Here is a 16,513-nt window from a genome sequence, read left to right as displayed (position 1 = left end):
AAATGACCAATGACCAAAATCTACGCTTCCTTCTCGAATCTGTAGCTAATGGTAGCCTTTCTACCGATACCGCATTTGATAAACTTAAAGATTTAGCATACGAAAGAGTTGGAGAATTTGCGAAAATAGACCATCATCGGGAACTCAGAACAGGTTTTCCAGAAGTTATTTGGGGACAGGGCAAAACTCCCGAACAAATTGCCCAAATTATGAATGTAATGCGTCAGCGTAACCCTGTAGTTATGGCAACACGCATTTCACCCGATGTATATCAATTATTGCAACCTAAAGTTAGAGAACTGCGCTATTACGAAATGGCGAGGATTTGCGCTATTACTCCCGATACAATAGAACCGAAATATCACGGTGAAATTGGTATTATTTCTGCTGGCACTGCTGATTTACCAATTGCTGAAGAAGCTGCCGTGACTGCTGAACTTTGTGGTTTTCGTGTGCAGCGACTATGGGATGTTGGTGTTGCTGGTATTCACCGTTTACTTAATAACCGTCACGTTATTGAATCCGCTTCTGTGTTAATTGTTGTTGCTGGTATGGAAGGCGCCTTACCTAGTGTTGTTGCAGGTCTCGCTAATTGTCCTGTAATTGCTGTGCCTACTAGTATTGGTTATGGCGCCAGTTTTGCTGGACTGGCACCACTGTTAACGATGTTAAATTCGTGTGCAGCAGGTATTGGAGTTGTAAATATTGATAATGGCTTTGGTTCTGCTGTACTAGCTGGACAAATTTTACGAACAGCCGAGAAATTGCGGTTGGCGCCTTAAGAGTGTTGAGGTTATGACTGTATTTTATTCACAAATACGGTCGGTATACTTTAAAATGGTACGTTTTTTAACAAAAAATTGGGTAATTTTAGCTGCTTTCGCTCTCAGCTTTGTACTGACTGTCAGTATTTCTGCTTAGGGCAAGTAGTGGACATTACTTGTGTATTCAGGTTATGACAGTTTTGTCATTATTTAATTTGTATAAAATTATTACACAGGCAGGATGCCTGTGCCACAAAAGAACTTATGGATATTTTTAGTGATTGGGTGTTTCAATTTGGACTGGGACATATAGATTTGACGGTTTTGGCTCAAAACGTTACTGACCCGAATCTCTTAGGTCAGATACAAAAGTCGTTTACGCACTTTGTACAAACTGGGCAAGCGTGGGCACTGTTGATTGGGCTGGCTATTGGCTATATGATTCGGAATCTAACTAGCTACGGCTAAAAACAAAGTTAGGAGTTAGAAGTTAGGAGGCGCGGAGTTAGGAGTTAAGAGTTAGGAATAAAAACTTATTACTCAGCACGACTCACTCAGCACGACTCACTCATAACTCCTAACTCCTAACTCTTTCTCGCTATTTTTTTATGACTCAGCAACCGAATTGGAGTCCACGATTTGAATCAGGACTGCATCCTCATATTGCTCGCTTTAATGCGAGTATTAACTTTGATATTGAATTAATTGAGTATGACATTACTGGTTCGCAGGCACACGCTAAAATGCTTGCTCATACTGGTATTATTTCTGAATTGGAAGGCGAACAGCTTGTTTCTGGTTTGGAACAAATTCGTCAAGAGTATCGCTCTGGTAAGTTTACACCGGGTGTTGATGCTGAAGATGTACATTTTGCTGTGGAACGGCGCCTGACGGAAATTACAGGTGATGTAGGAAAAAAACTACACACTGCTCGTTCGCGTAATGACCAAGTTGGTACTGATACTCGTCTTTATTTACGAGCGCAAATTGAACAAATTCAACGCCAAATTCGAGAATTTCAATCTGTATTACTGGATATTGCAGAACAAAATGTTGAAACTTTAATACCTGGCTATACGCATTTACAACGCGCGCAACCGCTGAGTTTAGCTCACCATCTTCTTGCTTATTTCCAAATGCTAGAGCGTGACTGCCAACGGTTGAGTGATGTTCGGCGCCGTGTTAATATATCGCCGCTTGGATGTGGTGCTTTAGCAGGAACAACTTTTCCTATCGACCGCCACTATACTGCTGAACTATTACATTTTGATGCTGTTTACGAAAATAGTCTGGATGGTGTCAGCGACAGAGACTTTGCGATTGAATTTACGTGTGCAGCTAGTTTAATTATGGTTCACCTGAGCCGTCTTGCTGAAGAAGTAATTTTTTGGGCAAGTCAAGAATTTGGCTTTGTGACTTTATTAGATAGCTGTGCAACTGGTTCAAGTATTATGCCCCAAAAGAAAAACCCCGATGTTCCAGAACTGGTACGGGGTAAAACTGGTCGTGTATTCGGTCATCTCCAAGCGCTGTTGGTAATGATGAAAGGACTACCTTTGGCATATAACAAGGACTTACAAGAAGATAAAGAGGGTTTATTTGATAGCGTCAAAACCGTTACAGATTGTTTAGAGTCAATGACAATATTGCTACGCGAAGGGTTACAATTTCGTAATCGTCGCTTGGCTGACGCTGTATGCGAAGATTTTTCTAACGCGACTGATGTAGCTGACTATTTAGCAACCAAGGGAGTTCCATTTCGCGAAGCTTATAATCTTGTGGGCAAAGTCGTTAAAACTTGTATTGCCACAAATAAACTTCTTAAAGATTTAACTTTAGAAGAGTGGAAACAACTACATCCAGCTTTTGAAGCAGATATTTACCAAGCTATTAACCCGCTTCAAGTCGTTGCCGCACGTAACAGCTACGGTGGTACTGGCTTTACTCAAGTTCGAGAAGCATTAAAGAATGCTCGTGCCACTTTAAACGTACCAACCAGGTAGAGACGTTACATGTAACGTCTCTACGACGGGGTGTATTAAAAAGCAAATTGGGGGATACAGTAATGTATCCCCCAACTTTGTAACAGCGACTTTTATGAACGAGCGAGCGCAATAATGTAGTATTATCCCTCAGCGTCCATTGCTGCTGTACTCTCTTCTTCTTCGCTCTTAGGCGCTCTTTGCTGGAATCTTCGCTGCATTCTTCCCGTAGTCGTCCGTTTACGGAACTTTCGGGCGTAAGCCTGGTTCCGTAGCGCCTTTTCTTTTTTTGGGTTACGGCGCTTGGCCATGTTCACCTCATTTTGTAAACAACAAAAAAGCTATGCTTTGGCATCTGCTTGGTAATCTTACAGTTACCAATCCTATCAAATAGTTTCTGCCGTTCTAGCTTTGATTATTTATAGAACAGCAATCTAGTATACATTACAGCCTGCCGTTATGTCAAATCTTGAAGAAACCGGGTTTCTTGTATAATTATTCAATAAATGTAAAATACGTATTTAAGCATACACTGCTGAAATATTTAGTGGATGCTAATATTGATTTGTTCTAGGGTAATGGTTAGAATATAGCCCAAAACCACGAAATTTATAATTCAATCAGAAATTAATGACATAGCTTAAATTAGCTAATGTAATTAGGTATTTGAGTAAATAATCGTGGCGACTTGGAACACTTATAGCTAAATTACTTTCCCAAACGGATATTGAATATTTTTGCCTTATTTGCTTTCGTAATTCAGTCCACACGTGGCTTGTGGCGTTTTGGACAAACTGTACTTGGTGTTATATTTCGTCACCCCGTTCCTGGTACAAGTATAATTCCAATTTTACCTGACGGAAAAATTGTGCTAATTCGGCGCCGTGACAACGGTCTTTGGTCGTTACCTGGAGGTATGGTTGATTGGGGAGAAGATATACCTATTACGGTTGAGCGTGAGTTAAAAGAAGAAACTGGGTTAGATTTGGTAAAAATTACCCGCTTAGTTGGCGTGTACTCGGCACCCGACCGTGACCCCAGAATTCATTCTATCTGTGTAGTCGTTGAAGCAGAAGTTCAAGGCAATATGTCGGTTCAAGACACAATGGAAGTCATAGAAATACAAGCGTTCTCTCCAGATTCCATACCTTCAGAACCAATGTCTCACGACCATGCTCAACAATTAAAAGACTACTTAGAAGGTTTGACGACAGTTTGTTAGTACTATAGTATTGATTATTTTGAGTACCTAAAATTAATAACTCTGACTTTTATTTCCGCACGTTCCCGATGAACTGCGTGTATAACAGAAGTCAGTAATAACGCGGTCACGCTTTTATTAACTTTTTAACTCCTTGCTTCTACATTAAAATGGATAGTTTATTTCGTAACTCTCGGAGAAAGCTCTCTCAAGGGCTTATATTTTGGCGCGAAGTCGGTCAAGGTTCCAATGTTATTTTTTTGCATGGTAGCTGGAACGAAGGTAGTCAATGGGTACCAGTGATGGAGTCGTTATCGCACGATTATCATTGTTTGGCGCCAGATTTATTAGGATTTGGAGAGTCTGAGATTCCCGATATTCATTATTCAATAGATGTGCAAGTCGAGTCCTTAGCAGAGTTTCTTTTAGCATTAAAGTTAGAGCGGGTATATTTAGTTGGAGATACATTAGGCGCCTGGATAGCGGCAAGTTATGCTTTGAAATATCCAGAACGAGTTCTCGGTTTAATTTTGGTTTCCCCCGAAGGTGTAGCAACTTCTTCAACCGACAAACGTTTGAAGCAAATGAAAAATATACTTCAGCGTTCAGAGTTAGTGTTTGCCTTATTAAAATTAATACGTCCAATTGCCAAAATGTTGGGAAAGGAAATTAAAGTTCAAGAAGAATGGCGCCTGCGTTTAATTATGGAGCAATATCCAACAGCGTGTGAGCTATTATTTCAGCGTCAACTTCCCGAAGTACGTGCAGAACTTCTCGAAAATCGTCTTGCTTTCTTAGTAGTTCCAGTTTTAATTTTACAAGGCGGCAAAGATACACAAGAAGCAATTGCGATGAGTAACACTTATGCTGAATTAATACCTGGAGCTAGTATAAATACGATTGCTCACGGAGAGCAGAATTTACCGCATTTTTGTAGTAGTGCTGTTACAGAACAAATTCGTGACTTTATTAAAACCCGTAAAGTTAGTTGGGCAGTTTTTAATTAAGACCTTGGCAACGGATAACAACGGATGTAACGGATGATTTGTTTTAGACGAATTAGATATCCGTTACATCCGTTGCAAATTTCATTCCCCAGAATATTAAGTTATGTTCTACAACTATGTGTGTGGCTATTTCTGGATAAGCAGATTGTAGATAAGAATAAATTAACGTACTATTGCCACCAGTCATGACAATTTGGCTTTGTGGAAAGTCATGCCACCACTGAGTAACAAAATCTGTAATTCCCGCTAGTATTGTATAAATTACTCCGCTTTGTATCGCTTCAGGAGTGTTTATTGCCCAGCGTGAAGGTAGCTTTTGCGGTAGGTCAACTTTAGGTAAGGCGCCAGTTCGTATTTGTAACATTGTCATTTGCATACTCAATCCTGGTAGAATAGCCCCACCTACCAAGGCTTTATTATTATCGGCGCCAGTAAAAGTCAGTGCAGTCCCTACATCAATGACTAGTACAGGAAACCCTAAAACTTGACCGGCGCCTAATACAGCTAAAGCTCTATCAATACCCAAAGTTGGATACATTTGCTTTAGTGGAATATTTTCTAAATAAATAATCTTGACATTTGGGTAATTTTGCCATATTGCAGTCTGTGAAGGAACAACAGAAGCAAGATACAAAGGCAGATGAGGATTCAAAGGACAGGGTAACTCTGGGGTTAATAAATAATCGCTATCCCAACTATAAATAAAATCCTCGCGCTCAAATAATCCCCAATGCAACCGAGAATTCCCAATCATTAACCCCAACCAGCTTTCCAACATCAACTCCTTAAACCTGTACGGGCGGGTTAACCCATATCCTAGTTATAATCAAAAATTTTGTAAACCCGCCCCTCCACACCTCCACACCTCCTGACTCTTTTATTTTATTTAACTCATCGATAGCTTTTTTAATAATTATTTACATTTAACTCATGCCACAATAGAGCTAGATGTAATAAATACTTAATATATACAGGAGGAGAGCTATGGTAGCACTCACCGAAAAGACTCAAAAAAGACTTACTATACAGATTGCGGATATTGCCTGCGATACAACAACGATTCGCTCGCTAGATTGGGATAGAGACCGCTTCGATATTGAATTTGGGTTGCAAAATGGCACCACGTACAACTCATTTTTAATTCGTGGAGAGAAAATAGCCCTTGTAGATACCTCCCATGAAAAGTTCCGTCATCTATATTTGGATGCAGTAAAAGGATTAATCGACTTTAGCGAAATCGACTATTTAATTATCAGTCATACAGAACCCGACCACAGTGGTTTAGTTAAAGACGTTTTGAAACTGGCGCCAGATATTACTGTAGTTGGTTCCAAGGTAGCGATTCAATTTTTAGAAAATCTTGTACATACTCCATTCAAGCGGCAAATCGTCAAAAACGGCGATAAATTAGACTTGGGCAACGGGCATGAACTGGAATTTGTGATTGCTCCCAATTTACACTGGCCCGACACCATTTTTACATTCGACCACAAAACTAAAACTCTCTACACCTGTGATGCATTTGGATTGCATTACTGTTCGGATGCGACATTCGATGAAAATTTGGAAGCTATTTCGCCCGACTATAAATACTACTACGAATGTTTGATGGCGCCAAACGCGCGCTCGGTACTATCTGCACTAAAGCGGATGGGTGAACTCGAACATATCGACATGATAGCCACAGGTCACGGGCCACTATTACTGCATAACGTTGACGAACTAACAACAAGATACCGTACCTGGAGTCAAACCCAAACAAAAGCGGAAACTACAGTTGCTGTATTTTACGTTTCTGAATATGGCGCCTCAGATAGACTAGCAGCTTCACTTGCAAACGGTATTAGCAAAACAGGTGTAGCTGTTGAAATGATAGACCTAAGCGGCAACCCAGATTTACAAGAATTACGTGAACTTGTAAGTCGAGTTGCAGGTATTGTGGTTGGTATGACACCTGCTACTAACGACCCTAATATTCAAGGTGCCCTTGGAACAATATTAGGTTCAGCCAAAGAGAAACAAGCTATTGGTATTTTTGAAACAGGTGGTGGAAACGATGAACCTACTTACCCACTACTCAATAAATTTCGTGCATTAGGTTTACACGTCGCATTCCCAGTTATCGAAATTCGCGAAACCCCAACAGAAAACATCTACAAACTTTGCGAAGAAGCAGGTACTGACTTAGCACAGTGGGTAACACGTGATAAAAGCATTAAACAAATGAAAGCACTAGGCGCCGACCTAGATAAAGCTTTAGGTAGAATAAGTGGCGGTTTATACATCATTACAGCTAAGAAAAGTGATGTACAAAGCGCGATGTTAGCTTCATGGGTCTCACAAGCAAGCTTTAAACCATTAGGTTTTAGCGTTGCCGTCGCCAAAGACCGTGCGATTGAATCACTGATGCAAGTAGGTGATAAATTTGTCCTCAACGTCCTTGAAGAAGCCAATTATCAAGGCTTAATGAAACACTTCCTCAAACGATTTGCACCAGGTGCAGACCGTTTTGAAGGAGTACGTACACAACCATCTCAAAACGGCGCCCCCATTCTCGCGGATGCATTAGCGTACATGGAATGTGAAGTAGCAAGCCGACTCGACGCAGGAGACCACTGGATAGTTTACTGTACAGTCTACGCTGGCAGAGTTTCCAAACCCGAAGGACTAACAGCAGTACACCACCGTAAAGTTGGTAATCACTACTAAATCAAGTTATGAGTTGAAAGTGCTGAGTGCTGAGTTAGGAATTTTAATTTAAAACTTTATACTCAGCACTCAGCACTCAAAACTCAGCACTCAAAACTCAGCACTCAGCACTCAGCACTCATAACTCTTATGTCAATAAAACCTCGCGATGTTCAAGTTTTGCCGGTTGCTACAGATACGCGCGTATTTCGTTCTCGCAGTTGGGCACGTTTAAGATTTGAAGTTGAGTATGCTTTAGCGAAGGGTACAACTGCCAATTGTTTTTTAATCGAAGCTAATAAAATAGCGCTTATTGACCCACCTGGAGAAACCTTTACAGAAATTTTCTTAAATGCGCTACAGCAACGGGTTGATATTAAAAAGATAGATTATGTAATTCTTGGTCACGTCAACCCTAACCGTGCGGCAACATTAAAGGCTTTATTTGAAATTGCACCCCAAATTACGTTCGTCTGTTCTAATCCAGGCGCCATCAATTTACGTGGTGCGTTAGAAAATGCAGATTTACCTATATTAGTAAAACGTGGTGAAGAAACACTAGATTTAGGAAAAGGACACCACCTCGAATTTATTCCTACACCTAATCCTCGTTATCCTGACGAACTTTGCACTTACGACCCACAGACAGAAATTTTATACACAGATAAATTATTTGGTGCCCATATATGTGGCGACCAAGTATTTGATGAAGGTTGGCAATCGTTCCTAGAGGATAGAAGATATTACTTTGAGTGTGTAATGGCGCCTCACGCGCGTCAAGTTGATACAGCACTAGAAAAACTATCTGACTTGAAAGTGCGAATGTATGCTCCTAACCACGGGCCAATGGTTCGTTACGGATTAATCGAACTAACTAAATCGTATCGCGAATGGATACAGCAGCAAACTAATCAAGAAAACACCGTAGCATTAATTTACGCTTCCGCTTACGGAAATACCGCAACAGTAGCTCAAGCCATTGCTCACGGAATAACCAAAGCAGGTGTAAGGGTAGAATCAATCAACTGTGAATTTGCCGACCCAGCAGAAATTCAAGAAGCAGTAGAAAAATCAGCCGGGTTTATCATGGGTTCCCCCACACTAGGAGGACACGCACCCACACCCGTACAAACAGCTTTAGGTATAGTACTAGCAAATGCAAGTAAAACTAAACTAGCAGGAGTATTTGGTTCCTATGGATGGAGCGGCGAAGCTATTGACATCTTGGAAACAAAACTCAAAGACGGAGGATATCGTTTTGGGTTTGACCCCATCCGCGTCAAATTCAAACCTGACGATAAAACCATCCAATTCTGTGAAGAAGCAGGAACCGACTTTGCCCAAGCAATAAAACGCACAAACCGAGTTCGCGTAGCAAGCGCACCAGCAAGCAGCTTAGAACAAGCAGTAGGAAGAATTCTCGGTTCCCTATCAGTAGTTACAGCCAAACAAGGCGATGTATCAAGCGCCATGCTTGCATCGTGGATATCACAGGCAAGCTTTAGTCCCCCTGGTTTAACAATATCCGTAGCCAAAGACCGCGCATTAGAAACTTTAATGCACACCGGAAACCCCTTCGTCGTCAATATATTAGCCGAAGGCCGAGAAATCCGTAAACACTTCATGAAAAACTACGCACCTGGTCAAGACAGATTCGCCGGACTAGAAACTACTGATGCAGCAAACGGTTCACCTGTTTTAATGGGCGCCTTAGCTTACCTAGAATGCACAGTCAAAGACCGCATGGAAGTAGGCGACCACTGGCTAGTATACGCCACAGTAGACGACGGTAAAGTCCTAAACCAAGATAGCGTCACCGCAGTACACCACCGCAAATCCGGCAACCACTACTAAACAAAGAAACCTGAAACCTGTGAAACCTGGTTTCTTCATCACTGAACACAACAATCCTCAACAAAACCAAAAGAAACCAGGTTTCTCGGCATCAACGTAAAATCTATAACAATTTTGAATATTTCCTTACTTTAAAGTTCCCATCGCTGAAATGTAGCATTTCTAAGACTTGCTTTTCATCCGCATCTTTTCCTCAATTGCCGCTTTAATTTTGGCCTCAAAATCAGGGTCATCAGCAGTAGCAATAACCTTACGTTCGCGCGTGCTTAACCTATCTAAATATGCCTGAAGTGCTAATTTATCTTCACGATTCCGAAGAAAGTACTGCTTTAACTCCTGGTCTGACATACCATCATAATTAATTTGAGTCATCAAAACACCTCTCCATCTGGGGTAATCTGGAATTCTAACTCTTCATCGTTGCCAGCAATAATGTACAAATAACGAGTTCGACTATCCATACAAACAAGATGTATGGGTTGTAAAGCAAAGTAAGTCAACTGATAGACAATGCTATACTGTCTTTCAAGCTGGGCAACTGTTGGCATTTGAGACATTCACTCTGCACACCTTATATTTTAATGTCTATTTTATAGGCTTTTATATAGATTGAGAGCGAGCTAACTTGTAAAAATCAACTATTATCAAAGAATAAACTAATAGTTGGTGCAATAACCCAACGGCAAAAATCAAGTGTGACAAATTTTACATATTGAGCAATTATACGATGAAGAGAAAGAAGAGGTTGTAAAATGGCAAAAATAGATGAATACCGGGAAGCTATTCAAAAAATGCTCGCAGAATACGCAGAGCGAGATTCTGATGAGGAAGAGGTTGAATTGCAAAAGGTTTTTGATACGAAACACGACCATTACCAACTTATATATGTAGGCTGGGATAATCGTAAGAGAATATTTGGCCTAGTGATGCATTTAGATATTAAAAATGAAAAAATTTGGATTCAGTGGAATGGAACTCAATACTTGTCGGATAAGGCTAATTGTAGGTTGGGTGGAGGCTTTGCGGAACCCAACAGACTCTTGAAAATGTTGGGTCTCGTTCCTCGACACCAACCTACAAAAATTCTTAACCGAGCAGTATTGGAATGGAACTGAATGTGATATTGCAGTACAATTAATGAGTATGGGTGTAGCAAGAGAAGATATTGTCCTAGGATTTCATACACCTTATATGCGACAATTTAGTGATTTTGCAGTTGGATAGATTTTGAGATTTAGAAGTATAAGTTCAATTGATTAATATCAACAGTGTAGTTATGATATATTAGAAGCTTTACATAGCTACAATAGGATAAACAGTATTTACAAACCATGCTGACAAGGATTTTTTATGATTGTCCTTAAAGAAGTGATTACCCAAGAGTTAAACAACCTTAATGAACAGCAACTTCAACAGGTTGCAGATTTTCTTGCCTTTCTTAGATACAAAAACCGTGTAGCTAGTTTGAAAATTGATGAAAGGCAAATGGCGGCTCTATATCAAGAGTTTGGTGAGGAAGATAGAAAACTTGCTGAAGAGGGGATTGATGAATATGCAAAATCTTTACACCAAGAAGATTTAAGATGACTATTAAGAGAGGTGAAATATGGTAAAAACTTTTTAGAAAGGATTGCTGTTGCTCGTGCCCGCATCAAAATGTTTGCTTTTGCGTCTCAAAGTGTATCAGGCGAAGATATTGCAACAATCTTTTTAAATACTATTGTCTCGATGCAAGAATTCGCTTGTAAGCATCCTGCACCATTTATTGCCAAAATCTATCGCGACGGGCGCCTCGATATGTGGAAAGATCATAAAATGCTGATGGAAGAATTGGAGCAGTAAAATAAAAAATTTTAAAAAATCAAACTTTATTGTGGGATAGATAACTTGCCTGTACCTCTGAACGGGCAGGGATGCCCGTTCCACAAGATGAGTTCCACAAGATGAGTTCCACAAGATGAGTTCTACAAGATAAGTTCTACAAGATGAGTTCTACAAGATAATTATTTATATGAGCATAATTAATTCTATAAGCCGATGGCGGGATTTGAACCCGCGACCGCTCGATTACGAATCGAGTGCTCTACCAACTGAGCCACATCGGCATACAATATAAATCCTACACAACTATAGCACTATTTGCATAAATATGGTAGAAAAAAATCCTAAAGAACAGGTTAAGGGACGCGCGTCTCAACTCGACCCAGAAATAAGAGCGCGTTTGGTGGCTGAAATGGCTGCTCCTTACCGAGGGTTGCGGAAGTTTATCTATGTTGGTTGCGCTGCTTCCGGTTTTATCGGCGCCTTTGTGTTTTTATCCCAAATTATAGCTGGACGTGATGTTGAAGCCGCATTGCCTAATTTTGCGCTACAAGTGGGAGTCATTGCTCTCATGGGGTTTCTCTGGCGATGGGAACTTCAACGGGAGCAACGAAAATCAAAATGATTAATGTAATGATTGTTCACACAACGCAACATGCCGCAATAAAAGGTGAGGAAACATAAAAAAAATATTATGAAATTTGAAATTGCCAAAATTTCTGAGAAACTAATAATTGTTGAAACGGGGTTAGCCTATATAAAGACCCTGAAAATAAATAACCGTTATTAAACAGGAGTCAACCTTTTTTATGACTCCTACATGAAAAAATCGACTGCAAATAGAGTGTCAGAATTGGTAATTATCAGTTCTGGCACTTTTAATTTGAACATAATTATTTTAAAGTCTTTTTATACGTGTTATTACTAAATTTTTAATTTGACAAAATGATTTTTTTATGTATTCATTTCTATGATTAAATTCATAAAGTTTGTGCTTGTTTAATAATGATGCGGTTTCGCCCTTGTTCTTTGGCTTGGTATAGCGCTTTGTCAGCAATTGTTATTAACTCTTGCGGTGAGGAGTCGAAACTAGGAATAATTGTGCCAACTCCTAAACTCAAGGTTACATATTGACTGACAGCAGATTCGATATGGAATAGTTCCAGTTCGCGTACTCCTGCTTGCATTGATGCTGCAATACTGACTGCACTGGCAGCAGTGGTATATGGCATAATCACCGCAAATTCTTCTCCACCGTAACGTGCGACTAAATTCTGGTCTTTTTGTGCTGTGTATTTCAAGACAGTAGCAACTTTTTGCAGGCATGTATCTCCTGCTGGATGTCCATATTTGTCGTTGTAACGTTTGAAATAATCGATGTCACACAATATCAACGATAACGGCGCCTTTTCTTGTGCTAGAGTTAGCCACTTGGAATTGATACATTGATCAAAGTGGCGCCTATTTGCGACATTTGTCAATCCATCAACGTTTGCAAGTTGCTGTAAAGCTTGGTTTGCCGCTTCTAGTTGTTTATAAAGTTGAGCTTGCTGTAATAGTCTTCGGACTCGCTGACGCAATACTGCCCAGTGAATAGGTTTAGTTACAAAGTCACTAGCTCCAACTTCAAACGCACGGTCTACTGACTCTGGGTCATCTAGTCCAGTTATCATCAATATTGGAGTTCGTTCCCAAAGCTTGGAAATTACCGTATTACCAAATGAACCATTACCACTGTCAAAGTTGGCAAGTGCAACGGCAAGATTGTTCTTGGCAATCTGAAGCAGTTCTTTACAGCAAGTAAAACCGTCCATTTCTGGCATTACCGCATCCAAAAGTATCAAATCTGGCTTATCCGCAGCAAAAGCTTCTAGACAATCTTTACCATTATTCCCTTCAACTACTCGATAACCTTCTTGTTCCATAAACTCACGCAGTAATAACCGCATGGTTTTATCATCATCAACCACAAGAATCAAAGGTGGTTTACTAGAAATTGTAATTGGTCTTTTCCCTGACATGAGTTGCGTTATAAAAATATTTTCAATTTGATTGTTAGCGAGCCTTTTATCGCAAAAAGTTGTATACTATAATAGTGATTTTGCGTAAGTTCCACTGTTTATATATGTATAGTTAAAAAATATTAATTACGCTGAATTACTTAGATATATAAGATGATAAAAATGCCAGCAGTCAAATACCACATTTTGAATTTGGTAATGATTTAACGAAATTAATACGGGTAATAGATGACGGTGATGCATAGATACTGTATACAAGACACAAAAATTGGTTTACTTTTTTAACCTATAGACAGCTAGGTGTAATTTTATATTTCCCATCTATTCCCGTCTAATCTCATTCTCTAAAAAAATGATGCTCTACTGCTTGCTATAAAAGGCGCCACTAAGACAACGCACACTATTAGAATTAAAGAAATAATCACACATGGCTAAGGAAGAGAACATGTATACCACTTAGCCACAGTTTCAGAAAATACAACTAATCTGTAAAATGCCAAATTCAATAATGTATGAGGAAGATTATTTTGTCGTCCTCGAAACCAACCAACCCGAACAAATTATCTCAGTCTCGGAGTTACACGAAAAACTCAAAGCGACCTTACTGAAGCTCAACTCTGAGGATTTACCTAATGATTTGCGCCAATTTGATACAGTAGAAGCACAAGTAAAATATTTAATTGATACCAGTTGCGAATTAAACCTTAGTCCCGGAGAGTACCTGCAATGGTACGCTGTACGCTTAGAAAAATAGTAGGTTGGTTGCGCTAACGCGCAACCAACATATTATTTAACTTTTAGTAGTAATTAAAGTTAGCTCAATTTGTTCTTCACCTGTTTGCGCGACTTTGACCTCAACGTTCGGTCCAAAGTACTTTGTCATTTTTTCCTGTTTTGCCTGCCAAGCTTCTAACGGGACACAGGGTGAATCAAATTCTAATGTTAAAGTATATGCTCCCGACGTAGAGGTTTCGCGCAAACCTGTAACTATTGGCATCTCATCATCTGAAGGACTTAACTGTAAGTATTCGAGTGCTTGGTCGAAATGAGCTTCTTGTCCGTAGCAGTAGCGAGTAATATCTTTACGGATTTTATTTTGAGTAACGGTTGCTTGCTCTTCGCGTAACTTCAATACTTCTGGGGTAGTCGGTTGAGTAAAAGGTACTGGATCGAGTTCGCTAGCTTTGAGCGCTAGTCCCCCTAGTAATAAAGGTATACCATAAAAGAAACCAGCCAGGTTGAGTGTAGCGTTATCGTTAGCATAAGCAACAAAACCAATCGTTGTTAAAATGCCACCTACTGTTAAACCGAGAATAGATAAGCGAAGTTTACCGAACATAAGACAAAGGTATAAATTAAACTACTAGGACTCCTGTTTCTATATCATCGACTATTGCTTGGCATTTAGGAAATATTTTAAGTTGTCCCGTATGATTAGGTACAAATTTTTTGGAGTAATTCGGGGTCAATAGTAGTAAAAGAATATCGATACCCATCAGACCGATGAATCGGTTTAGTATTTTTGGGACTAAAGCTTGTTTCTTTGCCTGCAAATGGCATAAATATCAGTGTTTTCGCCGCTTTCTTTACACGTCCTAACCCGGAATTATTAGAATTACTCCTAATTACTCCGTTTTCCCGTCACGCCATCCAACGAAATATAAATCCAACGAAACATAAAGCTCCGCACGTTCGTCCTAGTTCCTAAGTAGGTGCGATTGCATTCCTCGTAGTAAACTACAAAATATACCGTGTGTTCTGTAAGGAATTCCAGATTGTGCAATAGTACCTGGATATACTACTAGAAATCACTAAAATTAAGTCGTTAAGACAACTAAGTTATAAATAAAGCCTCAAATTCTTATGGTTCCTTCTAATAATTTCCTCACCAAGAGTCAGATTCGTCGTTTTGGTTTAGCTTTAGTGTTACCTATTACACTTTTCAGCGCCCTCAATTTTAACCTGAGTAACCTCGGACGTCAAAATGCCTCATTAACCTCCACAGCGAATGCTCAAAACGCAGCTCAAAATCGCGGTATTCGCATTAGTTCCGATACTCAAGAATACGATGCTAAAGCCCAAGTCGCTACAGCACGCGGTAACGTACAAATGTTTTATCCTGCCCGTGGCATTCAAGCAACTGCCGCACAAGCTCAGTACTTCAGCCGTGAGCGACAAATTATTTTAAGCGGCAATGTGTATATTTTACAACAAGGCGGCAATAGTATTAGAGGCGAGCGCGTAGTTTATTTAATTGACCAAGGAAGATTTGTCGCCCAACCACAAAGCGGTCGTCAGGTAGAATCGATTTATATTGTAGATGAAACACAAACCCGTCCGGCGCCTGCACCTAGAACACCCGCGTTAAGACGTGGAAATTAATTGTGCGTGCCGTCCTGAGGGGTGTTAGCTGTGAAAATAACTTTAGAGAATATTCACAAATCTTATGGTAAGCGCGTAATCGTTAATCGCGTTAGTATTTCGGTTGCTCAAGGAGAAGTCGTTGGTTTACTTGGCCCCAATGGCGCCGGTAAAACAACTACCTTTTATATTGCCACTGGTTTAGAAAAACCTAACCAAGGCAAGGTCTGGCTTGATAACATGGATATTACTGCCTTACCTATGCACAAGCGCGCGCGTCTTGGTATTGGCTATTTAGCGCAGGAAGCAAGCATATTTCGCCAATTGACTGTACGCGAAAACATTCTTTTAGTACTCGAACAAACCAACGTACCCCGCTGGGAATGGTCGATACGTATGGACACTCTATTGCGGGAGTTCCGTTTAGAAAAAGTCGCTAGAAGTAAAGGTATCCAACTTTCGGGGGGTGAAAGGCGCCGTTGCGAATTAGCACGCGCGTTAGCTGCCGGTACTAATGGACCCAGCTTTTTATTGCTCGATGAACCTTTTGCTGGTGTTGACCCAATTGCTGTTTCCGAAATTCAGCAAATTGTCGCACAACTACGCGACCGCAACATGGGTATTCTCATTACTGACCACAACGTTCGTGAAACCCTTGCTATAACCGACCGTTCGTATATTATGCGAGAAGGTCAAATATTAGCTAGCGGTACATCTGAAGAACTGTATAACAACCCTCTTGTTAGGCAATATTACTTAGGAGATAATTTTCAAGTTTAGTCCAGGTTTGGTACGAGCAGAAGCGAAATATAAA

Annotated in this window: 21 protein-coding genes, 1 tRNA gene and 1 pseudogene; 15 read left to right on the top strand and 8 right to left on the bottom strand. The window is 40.1% G+C overall.

The annotated features are described in order from the left end of the window. Positions 1–2 precede the first annotated feature (2 nt). The 3 genes from larB to argH all read left to right on the top strand — a co-directional run bounded on the left by larB (position 3) and on the right by argH (position 2,767). Entirely contained in the window at positions 3–782 is a 780-nt protein-coding gene (larB, locus tag DSM106972_RS35190) for a nickel pincer cofactor biosynthesis protein LarB (RefSeq protein WP_127085046.1), read from the top strand. Between the two features lie 246 nt (positions 783–1,028). Continuing rightward, positions 1,029–1,232 carry a hypothetical protein gene (locus tag DSM106972_RS35185; protein WP_019494315.1) on the top strand — a complete coding sequence of 68 codons (204 nt, stop codon included), beginning with the start codon at positions 1,029–1,031 and terminating at the stop codon, positions 1,230–1,232. 140 nt (positions 1,233–1,372) lie between these two features. Continuing rightward, entirely contained in the window at positions 1,373–2,767 is a 1,395-nt protein-coding gene (argH, locus tag DSM106972_RS35180) for an argininosuccinate lyase (RefSeq protein WP_127085045.1), read from the top strand. A 122-nt stretch (positions 2,768–2,889) separates the two neighbouring features. On the opposite strand, the gene DSM106972_RS52310 is transcribed toward argH, so the two are convergent. Next, entirely contained in the window at positions 2,890–3,057 is a 168-nt protein-coding gene (locus DSM106972_RS52310) for an Asl3888 family RNA-binding protein (RefSeq protein WP_019494313.1), read from the bottom strand. Positions 3,058–3,473: 416 nt separating this feature from the next. On the opposite strand from DSM106972_RS52310, the gene DSM106972_RS35175 reads away from it, so the two are divergent. Next, positions 3,474–3,968, top strand: coding sequence for an NUDIX hydrolase (locus DSM106972_RS35175; RefSeq protein ID WP_127085044.1), 495 nt, complete (start codon positions 3,474–3,476; stop codon positions 3,966–3,968). A gap of 149 nt (positions 3,969–4,117) precedes the next feature. Continuing rightward, positions 4,118–4,954: an alpha/beta fold hydrolase gene (locus tag DSM106972_RS35170; protein WP_127085043.1), complete on the top strand. Its 837-nt coding sequence runs from the start codon at positions 4,118–4,120 to the stop codon at positions 4,952–4,954. A gap of 52 nt (positions 4,955–5,006) precedes the next feature. Here the strand turns inward: DSM106972_RS35170 and DSM106972_RS35165 are convergent, their stop codons facing one another. Then, positions 5,007–5,732 carry a pantothenate kinase gene (locus DSM106972_RS35165; RefSeq protein ID WP_127085042.1) on the bottom strand — a complete coding sequence of 242 codons (726 nt, stop codon included), beginning with the start codon at positions 5,730–5,732 and terminating at the stop codon, positions 5,007–5,009. Between the two features lie 206 nt (positions 5,733–5,938). Between DSM106972_RS35165 and DSM106972_RS35160 the strand changes: the two genes are divergently transcribed. Further along, positions 5,939–7,663 carry a diflavin flavoprotein gene (locus tag DSM106972_RS35160; RefSeq protein WP_127085041.1) on the top strand — a complete coding sequence of 575 codons (1,725 nt, stop codon included), beginning with the start codon at positions 5,939–5,941 and terminating at the stop codon, positions 7,661–7,663. A 129-nt stretch (positions 7,664–7,792) separates the two neighbouring features. Further along, complete coding sequence (locus DSM106972_RS35155; RefSeq protein WP_127085040.1) at positions 7,793–9,496, top strand: diflavin flavoprotein; 1,704 nt, start codon at positions 7,793–7,795, stop codon at positions 9,494–9,496. 162 nt (positions 9,497–9,658) lie between these two features. Here the strand turns inward: DSM106972_RS35155 and DSM106972_RS35150 are convergent, their stop codons facing one another. Both DSM106972_RS35150 and DSM106972_RS35145 read right to left on the bottom strand, forming a co-directional pair. Beyond that, entirely contained in the window at positions 9,659–9,868 is a 210-nt protein-coding gene (locus DSM106972_RS35150; protein WP_127085039.1) for a DUF6887 family protein, read from the bottom strand. Further along, complete coding sequence (locus DSM106972_RS35145) at positions 9,868–10,053, bottom strand: DUF6888 family protein (protein WP_127085038.1); 186 nt, start codon at positions 10,051–10,053, stop codon at positions 9,868–9,870. The genes DSM106972_RS35150 and DSM106972_RS35145 overlap by 1 nt, the downstream gene beginning before the upstream one ends. A gap of 195 nt (positions 10,054–10,248) precedes the next feature. On the opposite strand from DSM106972_RS35145, the gene DSM106972_RS35140 reads away from it, so the two are divergent. The 4 genes and pseudogenes from DSM106972_RS35140 to DSM106972_RS35125 all read left to right on the top strand — a co-directional run bounded on the left by DSM106972_RS35140 (position 10,249) and on the right by DSM106972_RS35125 (position 11,338). After that, on the top strand, positions 10,249–10,611 hold the full coding sequence (locus DSM106972_RS35140) for a XisI protein (protein WP_127085037.1): 363 nt from the start codon (positions 10,249–10,251) through the stop codon (positions 10,609–10,611). Then, a pseudogene (locus tag DSM106972_RS35135) lies at positions 10,598–10,720 on the top strand (element excision factor XisI family protein); the annotation flags it as partial. The gene DSM106972_RS35140 and the pseudogene DSM106972_RS35135, both read left to right, overlap by 14 nt. 126 nt (positions 10,721–10,846) lie before the next feature. Continuing rightward, on the top strand, positions 10,847–11,083 hold the full coding sequence (locus tag DSM106972_RS35130; RefSeq protein WP_096691773.1) for a hypothetical protein: 237 nt from the start codon (positions 10,847–10,849) through the stop codon (positions 11,081–11,083). Positions 11,084–11,095: 12 nt separating this feature from the next. Then, positions 11,096–11,338 carry a hypothetical protein gene (locus DSM106972_RS35125; protein WP_127085036.1) on the top strand — a complete coding sequence of 81 codons (243 nt, stop codon included), beginning with the start codon at positions 11,096–11,098 and terminating at the stop codon, positions 11,336–11,338. Between the two features lie 190 nt (positions 11,339–11,528). Here the strand turns inward: DSM106972_RS35125 and DSM106972_RS35120 are convergent. Further along, positions 11,529–11,601 (bottom strand) — tRNA-Thr (locus tag DSM106972_RS35120). A 44-nt stretch (positions 11,602–11,645) separates the two neighbouring features. Here DSM106972_RS35120 and DSM106972_RS35115 point away from each other — a divergent pair. After that, a complete protein-coding gene (locus tag DSM106972_RS35115) occupies positions 11,646–11,942 on the top strand; it encodes a DUF3493 domain-containing protein (protein ID WP_127085035.1) in 297 nt (98 codons plus the stop codon). A gap of 355 nt (positions 11,943–12,297) precedes the next feature. Here the strand turns inward: DSM106972_RS35115 and DSM106972_RS35110 are convergent, their stop codons facing one another. Continuing rightward, positions 12,298–13,338, bottom strand: a complete 1,041-nt coding sequence (locus DSM106972_RS35110) for a GGDEF domain-containing response regulator (RefSeq protein WP_127085034.1) — start codon at positions 13,336–13,338, stop codon at positions 12,298–12,300. A 493-nt stretch (positions 13,339–13,831) separates the two neighbouring features. Here DSM106972_RS35110 and DSM106972_RS35105 point away from each other — a divergent pair, with 493 nt between their 5' ends. Beyond that, on the top strand, positions 13,832–14,092 hold the full coding sequence (locus tag DSM106972_RS35105) for a CRR7 family NDH-1 assembly protein (RefSeq protein ID WP_127085033.1): 261 nt from the start codon (positions 13,832–13,834) through the stop codon (positions 14,090–14,092). A 36-nt stretch (positions 14,093–14,128) separates the two neighbouring features. Here the strand turns inward: DSM106972_RS35105 and DSM106972_RS35100 are convergent, their stop codons facing one another. Next, the gene (locus DSM106972_RS35100; RefSeq protein ID WP_127085032.1) at positions 14,129–14,677 is read right to left on the bottom strand and encodes a DUF2854 domain-containing protein; all 549 of its coding nucleotides are present in this window, start codon (positions 14,675–14,677) and stop codon (positions 14,129–14,131) included. Positions 14,678–14,772: 95 nt separating this feature from the next. Then, positions 14,773–14,898 (bottom strand): hypothetical protein, encoded by a 126-nt coding sequence (locus tag DSM106972_RS55095; protein WP_267901200.1) that lies wholly within the window; start codon positions 14,896–14,898, stop codon positions 14,773–14,775. Positions 14,899–15,201: 303 nt separating this feature from the next. On the opposite strand from DSM106972_RS55095, the gene DSM106972_RS35095 reads away from it, so the two are divergent. Beyond that, positions 15,202–15,720 (top strand): LptA/OstA family protein, encoded by a 519-nt coding sequence (locus DSM106972_RS35095; RefSeq protein WP_127085031.1) that lies wholly within the window; start codon positions 15,202–15,204, stop codon positions 15,718–15,720. Positions 15,721–15,750: 30 nt separating this feature from the next. Further along, positions 15,751–16,479, top strand: coding sequence for an LPS export ABC transporter ATP-binding protein (gene lptB, locus DSM106972_RS35090; RefSeq protein ID WP_127085030.1), 729 nt, complete (start codon positions 15,751–15,753; stop codon positions 16,477–16,479). Positions 16,480–16,513 lie beyond the last annotated feature (34 nt).

Source organism: Dulcicalothrix desertica PCC 7102 (assembly GCF_003991905.1).
Lineage (GTDB): Bacteria > Cyanobacteriota > Cyanobacteriia > Cyanobacteriales > Nostocaceae > Dulcicalothrix > Dulcicalothrix desertica.
The sequence above is the reverse complement of the archived record's forward strand: the minus strand, read 5'-3'. Positions and strand labels throughout refer to the sequence as shown.